Source organism: Thiomonas sp. FB-6, assembly GCF_000377645.1.
GTDB lineage: Bacteria > Pseudomonadota > Gammaproteobacteria > Burkholderiales > Burkholderiaceae_C > Thiomonas_A.
Genome location: NZ_KB898498.1, coordinates 13,734 through 28,028, shown reverse-complemented (window position 1 = coordinate 28,028; position 14,295 = coordinate 13,734). Strand labels below are relative to the sequence as shown.

The following is a 14,295-nucleotide window of genomic DNA, read 5'->3' as shown; positions in this document are numbered from 1 at the left end:
GGAGATGAAGCTTGCAGGAAAGACCCTCGTGGTCACCGGAGTCAGTTCGGGAATCGGCGCCGAGACCGCGCGCCTGCTGCGTGAGCGCGGCGCCCGGGTCGTGGGTATCGACCTCGGCGAGGCGGCGATCAGCCTCGATGGATTCGTCAAGGCGGACCTCTCGGAGCCGCGGGCCATCGATGCCGCCGTGCGGGAACTTCCGGCGCGCATCGACGGCCTGGCCAACGTGGCCGGGGTGCCCGGCACGGCGCCGGCCGATCGGGTCGCGCGGGTCAACTATCTGGGGTTGCGCCATCTGACGCAGGCCGTGCTCGGGCGCATGCCGCAGGGCGGCAGCATCGTCAACGTGGCGTCGATCCTCGGGGCGGAATGGCCGGCCCGGCTGGAGGCGCACAAGGACCTGGCGCGTACCGCGGATTTCGGCGCGGGGCTGGACTACCTGGCGCGCCATCCGGTCGCCCAGGAGAGTTGCTACCAGTACTTCAAGGAGGCTCTGATCGTGTGGACTCTCACCCAGTCGCAGCCGTGGTTCCTGGAGCATGGCGTGCGCATGAACTGCGTCGCGCCGGGGCCGGTCATGACGCCGATCCTGGGGGATTTCGTGACCATGCTGGGGCCGGATCGCGTGAGCCGGGACGCGCACCGCATGAAGCGGCCGGCGCTTGCCGACGAGATCGCGCCGGTCATCGCCTTCCTGTGCTCCGACGATGCGCGCTGGATCAGCGGCGTCAACCTGCCGGTGGACGGCGGACTGGCCTCGACCTACCTATGAGGGCCGCGCACATGCTTGCACTCGATCCTGAACTGGCCGCGCTCGTCGCCGCCGCGCGCGCGAGCGGGGCTCCCGACCTTGCCGATGTCCCTCCCGCCGCCTGCCGCGGCGTGTACCGCCAGATACTCGCCGCGGCCGACGTGGCGCCGGCTCCCTGCGCGGTGCGCGACATCGCCGCGGACTCCGTGGTTCCGGCGCTGCGCCTGTACCGGCCCCATGCGGTCGGGACTGCACCGGCCTGCATCGTCTATTTCCACGGCGGCGGCTACGTGCTCGGCGACCTGGACGGCTACGACAGCGTGTGCCGGCGCCTGTGCGTGGACAGCGGCGCGGCGGTCGTCTCCGTGGACTACCGGCTGGCTCCCGAGCATCCCTTCCCGGCCGCGGTCGACGATGCCTGGGCCGCCCTGCGCTGGGTCGCCGCTCACGCCTCCGAGCTCGGCGTCGACGGCGGGCGCCTCGGCGTGGCCGGGGACAGCGCGGGCGCGGTGCTCGCCGCGGTGTCGGCGATGCTGGCGCGCGACGCCGGCTCGCCGCCACTGCGCGCGCAGGCCCTGGTGTATCCGCCGGCGGCCGGGGGGCACGACGCCGGCTACGCCTCGCTGCGCAGCCACGCCGACGGGCCGACGCTATCCCTGCGGACCATGCAGTACTTTTCCCGGCACTACTTCGGACCCGAGGGGAGGGCGCCCGACTTCCGCGGCGCGCCGTTGCTCGGCGACCTGTCGGGCCTGCCGCCGACCCTGGTGCAACTCGCCGCCCACGATCCCCTGCGGGACGAGGGCGAGGCCTTCGCGCTGGCGCTGCAGCGCGCCGGCACGCCGACGGTGCTGGTCGAGTACCGCGGGCTGGCGCACGGCTTCGTCAGCATGGGCGGCGGTGTGGCCGCCGCGCGATGGGCCCAGCTGCAACTCGCGCAGGCCATGGCCCACTGGTTGCGCGAGCCTTGAGGGGCGCGGCCCGGCGCTTCGCCTCAGGCGCGCGCCGCGTCGGCGCGGATCATGTCCACCGCCTTTTCGGCCATCATGATGGCCGGGGCGTTGGTGTTGCCCGACACCAACGTGGGCATGGCCGAGCAGTCGATCACGCGCAGGCCCCGGACACCGTGCACGCGCAGCCGGGCGTCGACCACGGCCAGCGGATCCGCGCCCATGCGGCAGGTGCCGCTGGGATGGAAGATGGTGGCGCCGTTGTCGCGGCAGAACTCGAGCAGCGCGGCATCGCCGTCGGTCTGCGGTCCGGGCTTGAACTCGCGCTTCACGTAGGGGCGCATGGCCGGCGAGGCGGCGATGGCCCGCGCCGCGCGCACGGCCGCCACCGCGGTGCGCCGGTCCAGGTCGGTGGCCAGGTAATTGGGCTGCATCGACGGAGCCTCGAAGGGGTCGGTGCTGCGGATGCGCACCCGCCCACGCGACTCCGGGCGCAACTGGCAGACCGACAGCGTGAACCCGGAGAAGGGGTGCACCGCGCCGCCGGCCATGTCCGCCGAGAGCGTGGCCACGTGGAACTGGATGTCCGGCGTGGCCGCCTCCTCGGGCAGCGCGCGCATGAAGCAGCCGCCCTGGTTGATGCCCACGGCCAGCGGGCCGCTGCGCGCGAACAGCCACTGCAGGCCCAGGCGCGTGCGTCCGAACAGGCTGCGCAACTGGTCGTTGGTGGTGATCGGGCGCGTGCACTCGTAGATCAGGCGCATCTGCAGGTGGTCCTGCAGGTTCTCGCCCACGCCGGGCAGGTCCACCGCCACCGGAATGCCCAGGCTGCGCAGATGCTCGGCCGGCCCGATGCCCGACAGTTGCAGCAATTGCGGCGACAGCAGGGCGCCCGCGCTGAGCAGTACCTCGCCGTCGCAGCGCGCCTCGCACAGGCGCCCGTGGCGCATGTAGCGCACGCCCACCGCGCGGCCGCCCTCCAGGATCAGCGAGGTGGCCTGCGCCTGGGTCAGCACGCGCAGGTTGGGCCGCGAACGCGCCGGGGCGAGGTAGGCCTTGGCCGCGCTGCAGCGCCAGCCGCGCCAGGTGGTCAGCTGGTAATAGCCGGCGCCTTCCTGGCGCTCGCCGTTGAAATCCTCGGTGCGCGGCACGCCGTTGTGCCCCGCGCCCTCGATGAAGGCCTCGATCAGTTCGTGGCGCGCGCCGACGTCCGAGACCTTCAGCGGGCCGCTGCCGCCGTGGTAGGCGCTGGCGCCGCGCTGGTTGTACTCGCTACGCACGAAATACGGAAGCACGTCGTCGTAGCCCCAGCCTTCGTTGCCCAGCTCGGCCCAATGGTCGTAGTCCTCGCGCTGGCCGCGGATGTAGATCAGGCCGTTGATCGAGCTCGAACCCCCGAGGGTCTTGCCGCGCGGCCAGTAGATGCGCCGCCCGTTCATGTTCGGGTCGGGATCGGTGTGGAAGCACCAGTTGTAGCGCTTGCTCCACATGGTCTTGCCGTAGCCGATGGGCAGGTGGATCCAGAAGGAGCGGTCGGCGGGCCCTGCCTCCAGCAGCAGCACGCGCGTGTTCGCGTCCTCGCTCAGCCTTCCCGCCAGCGTCGAACCCGCGGAACCCGCGCCTACTACGATGTAGTCGAACTGCTCAGCCATCCACCAGCTCCTCGATGCCTCGTTGTCCGCTTGCTTGCGAAAGGGCTTCGTCCGATCTTCCCAGGGCCCTTGGACGGGATGGTAGTTAGGTTAAAAGTGGAACGCAACGTTTCAAAAATACTTTTTCGACATGTCCGAGACAACAGCCATTTCCGCACGCACCATGCCCGCTCAGGAAGGCTCCGACAGCGCTGCCACGAGTTCCTCGGCCGAGCGCAGCCTGCGCCTGCTGTCCTTCATCGCCGACGCCGGGCGGGCGCTCAGCCTGGCCGAGCTGGCGCAGGCGCTGGGCCTGCCCAAGGCCACTGCCCACCGCCTGTGCAATCAGTTGCTGGAACTGGGCTACATCGTTCGCGACATCGACGAGCGCCACTTCGCCGTCGGGCCCTCGCTGCGCAAGCTGGCCTTCGATTCGCTGTCGCACTCGACGGTGCGCGGCCTGCGCCACGGCGTGCTCACGGACCTGGTGGCGCGCGTGGGCGAGACCTGCAACTTCACCACCCTGGACGGGGTGGAAGTGATGTACCTGGATCGGGTCGAGGCGCCCTGGCCCTGGCGCCTGACCCTGGACGTGGGCGTGCATGTGCCGCTGCACTGCACCGCCAGCGGCAAGCTGTTCCTCGCCTCGATGAGCCGGGAGCGGCGCGCGCGCGTGCTGGGCCAGCTCACCCTCAAGGCCCTGACGCCGAACACACTCACCGAGGCGGCTGCGCTGCGCGCCGATTGCGAGCGCATCGCCGAGCAGGGCTATTCGGTGGACAACGAGGAATTCATTCCCGGACTGGTCGCGGTGGCGGTGCCGGTGCGCGACCGCGGCGGCGAGGTGCGCGCGGCCATGGCCGTGCACGCACCGGTGGCGCGCATGTCCCTGGCGCAGATGCTGGAGCACCTTCCCGCCCTGCGCGAGGCGGCTTCGCGCATGACCGAATTGCTCTGATTGGTTTTCGGGACGGGGAAGTCGGGGTTTCGCGATGAGATTGGTGCGCTGCGACAATTTTCGGGACCCTAAGGCCTAGGGAATACCCTACGATTCGGGTAAACCATGAGGCACATCATGAAAACCCGTTCCGCAGTCTCCATGTTCTCCCTTCCCGCGCAGGCTTGCGCGACCCCCGCTTCGGTCATGCTGCGCCGCGGCGCATGGATTCCCGAGGCTCCGCGCAGCGTGGGCCAGCCGGCGCTGCGCCCGGCCGTCGTCACCGGCCAGCCGGTGCGCGAGGCCCTGCGCGGACTGCTGGCGATGCTGCAGCGCGCCCGGGCGCTGAACTCGCGCACGCTGTAAGCGAAGCCACGGCGGACCGGCGAGCGCCGGTCCCCGGCCGCGTGCAGCCGATAATGCACGCATGCACACGTTGTTGATCGACACTGCGGCGCTGGACGCCGAGGCCTGGCGCCTGGTGGTGCAGGGCGGCCGCCTGCCGCGCCTGCTGCGCGCGCTGCGCATGGCCCATGTCGTCACGCGCGAAGCGGTGCGCGAGGACGCTCAAGCCGCCTGGCTGAGCCCGGCCGAGCGCTGGATGCGCCGCGCGCTGGGCCTGGACGAGCCGGAACTTCAGGTTCCCGAGCAGCAGGCCCCCTGGGGGTCGCTGGCTGCCGCCGGCGCCGGCCTGCCGGCGCTGTCGCGCCCCTGGGCGCTGGCCTGGCCGGCCCACCTGGTGCTCGGGCGCGACAGCCTGCAACTCGCCGATCCGGCAGACCTCGAACTCGGCGCGGAGCAGGCCGGGGCGCTGCTGCAGGCGGTGCTGCCGCTGTTGCAGGAGCCGTCCTGGGAACTGCATGCCCCGAGTCCCGGGCGCTGGCTGCTGTCCCACCCCTCGCTGGAGCAGGTGCTCAGTGCCGACCCGCTGCGCGCGGTCGGCCGCAACGCCTCGAGCTGGATGCCCGGCGGCGCGGCCGCCGCGCCGTGGCGCCGCCTGCTTACCGAGATCCAGATGGTGTGGGCCGGGCATGCGGTGAACGAGGCCCGGCGCGAGGCCGGCCTGCTCGAGGTGAACACCCTGTGGCTGCACGGTTGCGGTGTGCTGCGCGCCTTGCCCGCCAACCCCTTCGTGCTGGACGAGCGCGAAAGCGCCGCCTGGCGTTCCGGCGGCTGCGCCTGGCTGGGCGCGCTGGCGGACGCGCTGCCCGCGCTGGGCGAGTCGCGCCATCCACATTCCCTGCACGTGCTCCAGCTCGGCAGCCGCGATGCGCTGCAGCCGGAGCAGGCCTGCGAGCAACTCGACGCCCAGGCCGCCTCGCGCCTGGCCGCCGCGCTGCGCGAACACGTCGCGGTGCGCCTGGTGCTGGCCGGCTCGCGCAGCTGGGTGGACCTGGAACTGCGCGCTTCGCGCTCCTGGCATTTCTGGCGCGACGCCGCGGCGCGTGCCTGGCTGGACCCGTTGTGATCCGCGGGGCGCGATTGCCGGCCGCCCGTTCCCGTCTTCCGATTTCCGTTTCCCGACCCTACCCTCCCGATCCGGCATGCGTTTCGTCTTCCGCGACCCTTCTCCCCGCCACGTGCACCGCCTGCAAAGCGCGGGCCTGCACCCGCTGCTGGCCCGGCTGCTGGCCGGCCGCGGCGTGAGCGAACCCGAGCAGGCGCAGCCGCAGATGAGCGCGCTGCTGGCGCCCTCGCTGCTGCTGCATGCCGATGCCGCGGCGCGCGCGCTGGCCGACGCCATCGCGCTCGGGCAGACCCTGTGCGTGGTGGCCGACTACGACTGCGACGGCGCCACCGCCTGCGCGGTGGCGCTGCGCGGGCTGCGCATGCTGGGCGCGCACGTGGACTACGTGGTACCTAACCGCTTCACCACCGGCTACGGCCTGTCGCCTGCCGTGGTGGATCTGGTCGCGCAGCGCGCGCAGGGCCGCCCGCACTGGATCATCACCGTGGACAACGGCATCGCCAGCATCGACGGCGTGCGCCGCGCGCACGAGCTGGGCATGCGCGTGCTGATCACCGACCATCACCTGCCGGCGGCGCAGCTTCCCGAAGCCGACGTGATCGTCAATCCCAACCAGCCGGGCTGCGAATTCCCGAGCAAGAACCTGGCCGGGGTGGGGGTGATGTTCTACGTGCTGCTGGCGCTGCGCGCCGAGCTGCGCGCGCGCGGCGTTTTCGATGCCGGCAGCCAGCCGCGCCTGGACAGCTTGCTGGACCTGGTCGCGCTGGGCACGGTGGCCGACGTGGTGCGTCTGGACGCCAACAACCGCCTGCTCGTGGCGCAGGGCCTGCGGCGCATGCGCGAGGGGCGCCTGCAGCCCGGCTTGCGCGCATTGTTCGCTGCCACCGGACGCGAGGCCGCGCGCGCTGCCTGCTTCGACCTGGGCTTCGCGTTGGGCCCCCGCATCAACGCCGCCGGGCGCCTGGCCGACATGACCGTGGGCATCGAGTGCCTGAGCACCGACGATCACGAGCAGGCGCTGGAACTGGCGCAGAGTCTGGACTCCATCAACCGCGAGCGCCGCGGCATCGAACAGCGCATGCGCGAGCAGGCGCAGGCGGCGCTGGAGCCGCTGCAGGACGCGGCCGACGGCGCGCGCCACGCCAGCATCTGCCTGTATTCACCCGAATGGCACGAGGGCGTGGTGGGCATCGTGGCGGGCAGGCTGAAGGAACTCCACCATCGGCCCACCTTCGTGTTCGCCCCCGGCGGCGAAGGCGAGTTGCGCGGCTCCGGGCGCTCCATCGCGGGCTTTCACCTGCGCGACGCGCTGGACCTGGTGTCCAAGCGCGAGCCCGGGCTGCTGCTGCGTTTCGGGGGCCACGCGGCAGCCTCCGGCTGCAGCATCCCGGCCGCGGGCTTCGAGCGTTTCGCCGCCGCCTTCGAGGCCGTGGCCGCGCAATGGCTGTCGCCCGAATTGCTGGCGCGCGAACTGGAAGTGGACGGCGAGCTCGAAGCCGAGTGGTTCGACGTGGAAGTGGCTTCGCTGCTGCAGGAACAGGTGTGGGGCCAGGGTTTCGCCCCGCCGGTGTTCGCCAGCGACATCGAGGTGGTGCAGCAGAGCCAGTTCGGCAACGGCCACCTGCGCGCGCGGGTGCGAACCGCCGGGCAGCGCGGTTCCGCGGTGCGCGAACTGGTGGCCTGGAACCGCAGCGACTTCCTGCCCGAGCGTTCACGCGTGGCCTGGCGCCTGGAGGCCAACACCTGGCAGGGACGCAGCAGCCCGCGCATGGTGCTGGAGGCGGTCGAGCAGGGCTGAAGCGCGCCGCGCCCCGGGTTTGCGCGGGTGCAGCCCCGGCGCCCCGGGCGCCGCCACCGGCGGGCGGGAGAGGCTATGCTGTGCGCCATGCAGGCGCCCGTGCGTTCCCCATCGAATTCCGAGCCCGCCGCGTGGGACATGCCCAGCGCGGCCGGCTGGCGTGCCACGCTCGCCGCCATGGACCAGGGCGTGATGATCGTCGACGCGCGCGAGCCTGATTTCCCGCTGTTGTACGTCAACCCCGCCTACTGCCGGCTCACCGGCATCTCCGCCGAGCGCGCGCTCGGCGCGCGAGCGCGTTTCCTGCAGGGCGACGCGGGCGACCAGCCGGCGCTGCAGGAAGTGCGCGCGGCCCTGGCCGAGGCGCGCGCCTGCCGCGTGGAGCTGTGCAGCCGCGGCGCCGACGGGCGCGACACCTGGATCGCGCTGCAGTTGTCCCCGCTGTTCGATGGCGTGCAGGCGCGCGGCCGGCCCCGCTACTACCTGGGCGTGCTGGAGGACGTCACGCGGCGCCGCGTGCAGCAGCGCGAACACGAAACCACGCAGGGCCTTTACCGTGCCTTGCTGGCCGAGGAAGAACTCGTGCTGTCGGCCGGCGACCTGGGCGACATGCTGCAAAAGGCCTGCGAGCGCCTGGCCGATTCCGGCCTGTTCCAGGCCGTGCTGGTCGGGCGGGCCGGCCAGCAGGGTTTCGTGGACCTGCTGGCGCAGGCCGGCAGCGTGCACGTGGGCGAGGACTGGTATCGCCCCAACGTGCTGGGCGAGCAGTCCGAGCGAAGCCTGGCGGCGCGCGCCTGGAACACCCGAACGCTGCAGTACAGCAATGACTACCTGGCCGAGGCCGGGATGGACCAGTACCGCGACAGCGTGTGCCGCCTGGGCATGCGCGCGGTGGCGATGGTGCCGGTGCCCCGCGGCGGCCACCGCTGGGCCCTGCTCGGCGTGGCCTCCGGGCGCGCCGGCGTGTTCACCCCAGCCGTGCTCGAATTGCTCGAGCGCGTGGCACGCCTGCTCGGGCACGCGCTGGACGCCTTCGATCTGCGCCGGCGCCTGCAGCAGGAACATCACCATATTTCCTGGCTGGCCGAGCACGACCCGCTGACTGGGCTGCTCAACCGGCGCGGCCTGCGCACGCGCCTGCAGGAACTGCTGGCGCAGGTCGATGCCCAAGGCGGCTTCGTCGCCGTGGGCATCCTGGATTTCGACGACTTCAAGCAGATCAACGACAACCACGGCCACGCTGCCGGCGACGCCCTGCTGCGCACCGTGGCCGCGCGCCTGGTCGAGGCGGTGCGTTCCTCCGACATGGTGGCGCGCCTGGGCGGGGACGAGATCGTGCTGGTCATGCAGGGCCTGGTGGCGCGCGAGGACCTGGAGCCCATGCTCACGCGCATCCGCCAGTGCATCGTCGAGCCGGTGACCCTTCCGCCCGGGGACAGCGTGCTGCAGATCCGCGCCAGCCTGGGCCTGACCGTCTACCCGGAGGACGCGAGCGACCCCGACGAACTGCTGCGCCACGCCGACCAGGCGCTGTACGCGATCAAGCGCCAGCCACGCGGCAGCGGCGCGCCCTTCTGGCGCCTGTACCAGCCGGAGGTCGACCGCGATCGCTACCGCCACCTGCGCCTGGTACGCGAGCGCTTCGCCAACGGCGGGCTGCGCGTGCACTACCAGCCGGTGGTGGACATGAACAGTTCCCGCGTGGTCGAGGTGGAGGCGCTGGCGCGCCTGGACGACGGCCACGGGCGCCTGATCGGGCCGCTGGACTTCATCCACCAACTCGGCCGCGACGGTCTCGTGGCCATGACCGTGGCGGTGCTGCGCCAGGCGGCCGAGGACGCGCTGCGCTGGCAGCGCGAATGCGGCGCCGAGCTGGCCGTGGCGGTCAACATCGACCCGCTGCTGCTGGCCTCCGGCGAGGCGCTGGACACCGTGCGCGAGGTGGCCGCCTCCAGCGGCCTGCCGCCGCAGCGCATGGTGCTGGAACTGCTCGAGCACAACGACTTCCTGTCCTTCGCCAGCGCGCAGGACACGCTCACCGCGCTGCGCGCCTTCGGCTGCCGCATCGCGCTGGACGACGTGGGCAGCGCCTACTCCTCGCTACTGCGGGTGAAGGAACTGCCCATCGACATCATCAAGCTCGACCAGGGTTTCATTCGCGGGCTGGCCGACAATCCGCAGGACCTGCGTTTCGTGCAAAGCCTGGCGCAGCTGGCGCGCGGCCTGGGCGTGGACTTCGTGGCCGAGGGCGCGGAAACCCCGGACATTGTCGATGCCTTGCGCGCGCTGCGCGTGCAGCAGGCGCAGGGCTGGGGCATCGCGCGCCCCATGCCGGCGCCGGAGTTCGAGAACTGGCTGACAGCCTGGCAGCCGCGGCGCGGTCCCAGCCAGCCCGGCTTGCTCAGCTGCGTGGCGCAGCAACTGGTGGCGCTGGACACCGACCTGCTGATCGCGCGCCACTACCCGGAGCCCAAGCCGCCGTTGATCATGAGCCGCGACCCCTCCGAGGGGCCGGTGGGGCGCTGGCTGCTGGCCGCCGGACTGAGCGGGCAGCACCCGCTGTCCATGGCCTACGCGGAGCTCTACGCCATGTTCCGCGACTGGATGAGCGCCGGCCCCGACGCCGACGACGCGATGGCCCAGTCGGCGCTGGACCACCTGCTGCGCTGCGCCGGCGACTACCTTCGCGCCCAGGCCTGATCAGGCCGTTGCGGCTTCGTGCAGGGTGCCGTGCTGCAGATGCAGCGTGCGCCCGCAACGCGCCGCCAGGCTCGCGTCGTGCGTGACCAGCACCATGGCGCTGCCGTGCTCGCGCGCCATCGCATCGATCAGATCGAACACCACGTCGGCGGAATCGGCGTCGAGGTTTCCGGTGGGCTCGTCGGCCAGCAGCAGCGCCGGCTGCGTGACCAGCGCGCGCGCCAGCGCCACGCGCTGGCGCTCGCCGCCGGAGAGTTCCGCCGGGCGGTGGCGCAGGCGCGCCGCCAGGCCCACCTGCTCCAGCAGCGCGGCGGCGCGCTGCTGCGCCTGCGCCGCGGCGACGCGGCGGATACGCAGCGGCATCATCACGTTGTCCAGCGCGCTGAACTCCGGCAGCAGGTGGTGGAACTGGTAGACGAAGCCGACGTTGCGGTTGCGCCATTGGCCCTGCTGCGCCGGCGACATGCCGGCCCAGCTGGCGCCGCAGACCTCGATGTGCCCGGCATCGGACAGGTCGAGCCCGCCCAGCAGGTGCAGCAGGGTGCTCTTGCCGGAGCCGGAAGCTCCGGTGATGGCCAGCGACTCGCCCGCGCGCAGGCGCAACGAAACACCGGCCAGCACCTCCACCGTCTGCGGGCCTCCGGCGTAGCGCTTGCGCACCTCGCGCGCCTCCAGCACATATTGCGCGCTGTCCGTCATGCATTGCCCTCCGGAGCTAGTTGCGGCCGGTATTCCGGCACCAGGGACGCCAGCAGATCCTTCACCGCGGCGGCTTCGGGTTCCTCGGCGCCGCCGATGGCGATGCGCCGCTGCAGCGCGTCGAGGTCCACGCGCGGGCCTTCCACGTCGCCGTGGCGCGCCACCCGCAGCTTCGGGTGCGGCGTGGGCAGCGTGGTCTCGTCGTCGGCCAGCAGTTCCTCGAACAGTTTCTCGCCGGGGCGCAGCCCGGTGAACACCACGGGGATCTCGTCCTCGTCGCGCCCGGACAGGCGAATCATCAGGCGTGCCAGCTCGACGATGCGCACCGGCTCGCCCATGTCGAGCACGTAGATGTCGCCGCTGTCGCCCATCAGCGCGGCCTGCAGCACGAGCTGCGCGGCTTCCGGGATGGTCATGAAGTAGCGCACGATGTCCGGGTGGGTGACCGTGACCGGCCCGCCCGCTGCAATCTGCTGCGCGAAGCGCGGCACCACGCTGCCGCTGGAGCCCAGCACGTTGCCGAAGCGCACCGCCACCATGCGCGTGCCCGCGTGCTCGTGCGCCAGCACCTGCAGCGCGCGTTCGGCCAGGCGCTTGCTGGCGCCCATGACGTTGGTCGGGTTCACCGCCTTGTCGGTGGACACGAGCACGAAGCGCCGCGCTCCGCACAACGCCGCCGCGCGCGCCGCGTTGACGGTGCCCAGCACGTTGGTGCGCAGCGCCTCGATGGCGTTGTCCTGTTCCATCAGCGGCACGTGCTTGTAGGCCGCCGCGTGGAACACCACGGCCGGGCGCTGGCGTTCGAACAGCACGCGCAGGCGCGTGGCGTCGCGCACGTTGGCGGTCAGGAACACGGCCGGCATGTCCGGGTGGCGCGCGCGCAGTTCCTGCTCGAGCTGGTAGATGGCGAACTCCGACATGTCCAGGCACACCAGGCGCCCCACGCCGAAGCGCGCGATCTGGCGGCACAGCTCCGAGCCGATGGAGCCGCCGGCGCCGGTCACCAGCACGCATTGGCCGGCCAGCAGATCCGACAGGCCGCGCACGTCCAGCTGCACGGCCGCGCGCCCGAGCAGGTCGGCGAGTTCGAGGTTGCGCGGCACCGTCGAGCCCGCGCCCTGCTGCAGCCAGTCGTCGGCGCGCGGCAGCGTGAGCAGCGCCAGGCGCGCGCCGCTGGCCTGTTCCAGCAGCAGGCGGCGTGTGGCCGAGCCCGCGCTGCCGGCCACCAGCGCATGCTGCGCGCCGAATGCGCGCGCCACCTCGCCCAGCGCGCGCGGCGGGCCGAGCACGGGCAGGTCCTGCAGGCGCTCGCCGGCTTCGGCTTGCAGCGGGCTGTACACCGCCACCGCGCGCCACAGGCGCGTGGCGCGCAGGCTTTGCAAGGCCGGCGCCGCGTCGTCCACGCTGCCCAGCAGCAGCAAGGGCCGCGCGTCGCCCGGCGCGCCACGGTGGCTGCGTTCAGCCAGCTGACGCTGGGCCAGGCGTACCGCGAGCAGCGCGCCGCCGGCCAGCAGCGGGTGGATGAGCACGATGGAGCGCGGGAAATTGGGCACGCGCATCACCAGCAGCACCGCCGCCAGTGCCAGCGCGGCCACCGCGCAGGCGCGCGCCAGGCGCCAGACGTCAGGCAGGCTGGCGTGGCGCCACGCGCTGCGGTAGATGCCGAACCAGACCAGCGCCGCGCCCCAGGCCAGCACCGCGATGGGCAGGGTCACCGCCACGATGTGCAGGATGTTGGCCGGCGCGTTGTTGCGCAGCAGGCTGAAGCGGAACACGAAGGCCGCCACCCAGGCCAGCGCCACCAGCGCCGCGTCCAGCAGCCCGGCGGCTCCCGCGCGCCGCCAGGTGTCCGCGAGGCGGCTCATCGCACCGTGCCCAGCAGGCGCAGGCCGCGCAGCAGCAGTTCGCACACATGGGCCAGCTGCGCCTCGTCCATGTTGGAACCCGAGGGCAGGCACACGCCGCCCTCGAACAGCGCGCGCGAGACGTCCTCGCCCGGCGCGTGCGGGAAATAGCGGCTGCCGGCGTACAGCGGCTGCAGGTGCATGGGTTTCCACACCGGGCGTGCCTCGACGTTGTGGCGTTCGAGGAAGTCGAGCAGGGCGTCGCGGCGCCGGGAGGCCTCCGGCAGCTCCAGCGTGAAGGCCGACAGCCAGCGCGTGCCCATGTGTCCCGCGGGTTCGCCCATCCAGCGCAGGCCCTGCACGCCGGCCAGCTCGCGCGCGTAGTGCGCGTAGATCTCGCGCCGGCGGCGCACGCGCTGGTCGAGCACGCGCAGCTGGCCGCGGCCGATACCCGCCAGCACGTTGCTCAGCCGGTAGTTGTAGCCGTCCTCCACGTGTTCGTAGTGGCGCGCGGGCTCGCGCGCCTGGGTCGACAGCTTGCGCGCGTGCGCGATCAGCTCGGCATCGTCCCCCACCAGCATGCCGCCGCCGGAGGTGGTGATGATCTTGTTGCCGTTGAAGGAGAACAGCGCCAGGCGCCCGAAGCTGCCGCTGGGGCGCCCGTCCAGCGTCGCGCCCAGGGACTCGGCCGCGTCCTCCAGCATGGGCACGCCGGCCTCGTCGAGCAGCGGCTGCAGCTCGTGCATGCGCGCGCTCTGCCCGTACAGGTTCACCACCACCGCGGCCTTGGGGCGCAGGCCTTCGCGCCCGAGCTGGGCCAGCGTGGCGCGCAGCGCAGCCGGCGACATGCTCCAGCCCTCGGGCTCGGAGTCGACGAACACCGGCGTGGCGCCGAGCTGGCGGATGGGGTTGGCGCTGGCCACGAAGGTCAGGCTGGAGCACAGCACATGGTCGCCCGGTCCCACGCCGAGCAGGCGCAGCCCCAGGTGCAGCGCGGCGGTGCCCGAGCTCGTGGCCGCGGCGTGGCCGACGCCCACGTAGGCGGCGAGTTCGCGCTCGAAGGCGTCCACGTGCGGGCCCAGCGGGGCGATCCAGTTCGACTCGAAGGCTTCGCGCACCAGTGCCGCCTCGTCGTCGCCCAGGTGCGGCGAGGACAGGTAGGTGCGGCGCGAGAGTTCGCGCCGCGTGACCAGGTCCACCACGCGGCCCTGCTCGTCGAGCACCGGGACGTGGTCGATGCGCCGAGCGTCCATCAGCTGCAGCACGTCGTGCATGGATGCGCCCAGGCCCACGGTCTGGGCCGGCCCGCCGGGCAGCGAGGCCAGCGCAGCCTGCGGGGGAAGGCCGGCAAGCGTGGCACGGCGCAGATCGCCGTCGGTGATGGTGCGCAGCAGCTGCCGCGATGCGTCGGTCACCAGCAGCACGCCCTGCGCGGTGGCGTCCAGGCGCGACAGGGCCTGCAGCAGCGTGGTGTCGGGGTCGACCAGCAGGGATTCGAAACCTTGAGGACTCATGGC

The 14,295-nt window shown here is 72.3% G+C and carries 11 protein-coding genes; 7 read left to right on the top strand and 4 right to left on the bottom strand.

Annotation, left to right across the window (positions count from 1 at the left end; translation table 11 throughout):
• Positions 1 to 4 precede the first annotated feature (4 nt).
• Both D466_RS0115685 and D466_RS0115680 read left to right on the top strand, forming a co-directional pair.
• A complete protein-coding gene (locus D466_RS0115685; protein ID WP_018914658.1) occupies positions 5 to 772 on the top strand; it encodes a coniferyl-alcohol dehydrogenase in 768 nt (255 codons plus the stop codon).
• Between the two features lie 11 nt (positions 773 to 783).
• Positions 784 to 1,722: an alpha/beta hydrolase gene (locus D466_RS0115680; RefSeq protein WP_018914657.1), complete on the top strand. Its 939-nt coding sequence runs from the start codon at positions 784 to 786 to the stop codon at positions 1,720 to 1,722.
• A gap of 23 nt (positions 1,723 to 1,745) precedes the next feature.
• On the opposite strand, the gene D466_RS0115675 is transcribed toward D466_RS0115680, so the two are convergent.
• A complete protein-coding gene (locus tag D466_RS0115675) occupies positions 1,746 to 3,353 on the bottom strand; it encodes a GMC family oxidoreductase (RefSeq protein ID WP_018914656.1) in 1,608 nt (535 codons plus the stop codon).
• A gap of 163 nt (positions 3,354 to 3,516) precedes the next feature.
• On the opposite strand from D466_RS0115675, the gene D466_RS0115670 reads away from it, so the two are divergent.
• The 5 genes from D466_RS0115670 to D466_RS22935 all read left to right on the top strand — a co-directional run bounded on the left by D466_RS0115670 (position 3,517) and on the right by D466_RS22935 (position 10,235).
• Positions 3,517 to 4,290: an IclR family transcriptional regulator gene (locus D466_RS0115670; protein ID WP_018914655.1), complete on the top strand. Its 774-nt coding sequence runs from the start codon at positions 3,517 to 3,519 to the stop codon at positions 4,288 to 4,290.
• A 117-nt stretch (positions 4,291 to 4,407) separates the two neighbouring features.
• The gene (locus D466_RS22025; protein WP_156004354.1) at positions 4,408 to 4,635 is read left to right on the top strand and encodes a hypothetical protein; all 228 of its coding nucleotides are present in this window, start codon (positions 4,408 to 4,410) and stop codon (positions 4,633 to 4,635) included.
• A 61-nt stretch (positions 4,636 to 4,696) separates the two neighbouring features.
• Positions 4,697 to 5,737, top strand: coding sequence for a hypothetical protein (locus D466_RS22020; RefSeq protein ID WP_018914653.1), 1,041 nt, complete (start codon positions 4,697 to 4,699; stop codon positions 5,735 to 5,737).
• Positions 5,738 to 5,813: 76 nt separating this feature from the next.
• Positions 5,814 to 7,535 carry a single-stranded-DNA-specific exonuclease RecJ gene (gene recJ / locus D466_RS0115655; RefSeq protein WP_018914652.1) on the top strand — a complete coding sequence of 574 codons (1,722 nt, stop codon included), beginning with the start codon at positions 5,814 to 5,816 and terminating at the stop codon, positions 7,533 to 7,535.
• Positions 7,536 to 7,634: 99 nt separating this feature from the next.
• A complete protein-coding gene (locus D466_RS22935; RefSeq protein ID WP_196803498.1) occupies positions 7,635 to 10,235 on the top strand; it encodes an EAL domain-containing protein in 2,601 nt (866 codons plus the stop codon).
• Here the strand turns inward: D466_RS22935 and D466_RS0115645 are convergent, their stop codons facing one another.
• From D466_RS0115645 to D466_RS0115635, 3 genes are read right to left on the bottom strand one after another with little or no spacing between them, the layout of a single operon-like run.
• Complete coding sequence (locus D466_RS0115645; protein WP_018914650.1) at positions 10,236 to 10,934, bottom strand: ABC transporter ATP-binding protein; 699 nt, start codon at positions 10,932 to 10,934, stop codon at positions 10,236 to 10,238. It abuts the gene before it with no gap.
• Positions 10,931 to 12,799: a nucleoside-diphosphate sugar epimerase/dehydratase gene (locus D466_RS0115640; protein WP_018914649.1), complete on the bottom strand. Its 1,869-nt coding sequence runs from the start codon at positions 12,797 to 12,799 to the stop codon at positions 10,931 to 10,933. The genes D466_RS0115645 and D466_RS0115640 overlap by 4 nt, the downstream gene beginning before the upstream one ends.
• Positions 12,796 to 14,292, bottom strand: coding sequence for an aminotransferase class I/II-fold pyridoxal phosphate-dependent enzyme (locus D466_RS0115635; protein ID WP_018914648.1), 1,497 nt, complete (start codon positions 14,290 to 14,292; stop codon positions 12,796 to 12,798). Before D466_RS0115635 ends, D466_RS0115640 begins: the two co-directional genes overlap by 4 nt.
• Positions 14,293 to 14,295: the final 3 nt, after the last annotated feature.

Bases quoted from the DNA above. Each gene is read 5' to 3' on its own strand.
- D466_RS0115680 (WP_018914657.1), top strand. From the start codon at position 784: ATGCTTGCACTCGATCCTGAACTGGCCGCGCTCGTCGCCGCCGCGCGC.
- D466_RS0115640 (WP_018914649.1), bottom strand. From the start codon at position 12,799: ATGAGCCGCCTCGCGGACACCTGGCGGCGCGCGGGAGCCGCCGGGCTG.
- D466_RS0115670 (WP_018914655.1), top strand. From the start codon at position 3,517: ATGCCCGCTCAGGAAGGCTCCGACAGCGCTGCCACGAGTTCCTCGGCC.
- D466_RS22025 (WP_156004354.1), top strand. From the start codon at position 4,408: ATGAAAACCCGTTCCGCAGTCTCCATGTTCTCCCTTCCCGCGCAGGCT.
- D466_RS0115645 (WP_018914650.1), bottom strand. From the start codon at position 10,934: ATGACGGACAGCGCGCAATATGTGCTGGAGGCGCGCGAGGTGCGCAAG.
- recJ (WP_018914652.1), top strand. From the start codon at position 5,814: ATGCGTTTCGTCTTCCGCGACCCTTCTCCCCGCCACGTGCACCGCCTG.
- D466_RS0115675 (WP_018914656.1), bottom strand. From the start codon at position 3,353: ATGGCTGAGCAGTTCGACTACATCGTAGTAGGCGCGGGTTCCGCGGGT.
- D466_RS0115685 (WP_018914658.1), top strand. From the start codon at position 5: ATGAAGCTTGCAGGAAAGACCCTCGTGGTCACCGGAGTCAGTTCGGGA.
- D466_RS22020 (WP_018914653.1), top strand. From the start codon at position 4,697: ATGCACACGTTGTTGATCGACACTGCGGCGCTGGACGCCGAGGCCTGG.
- D466_RS0115635 (WP_018914648.1), bottom strand. From the start codon at position 14,292: ATGAGTCCTCAAGGTTTCGAATCCCTGCTGGTCGACCCCGACACCACG.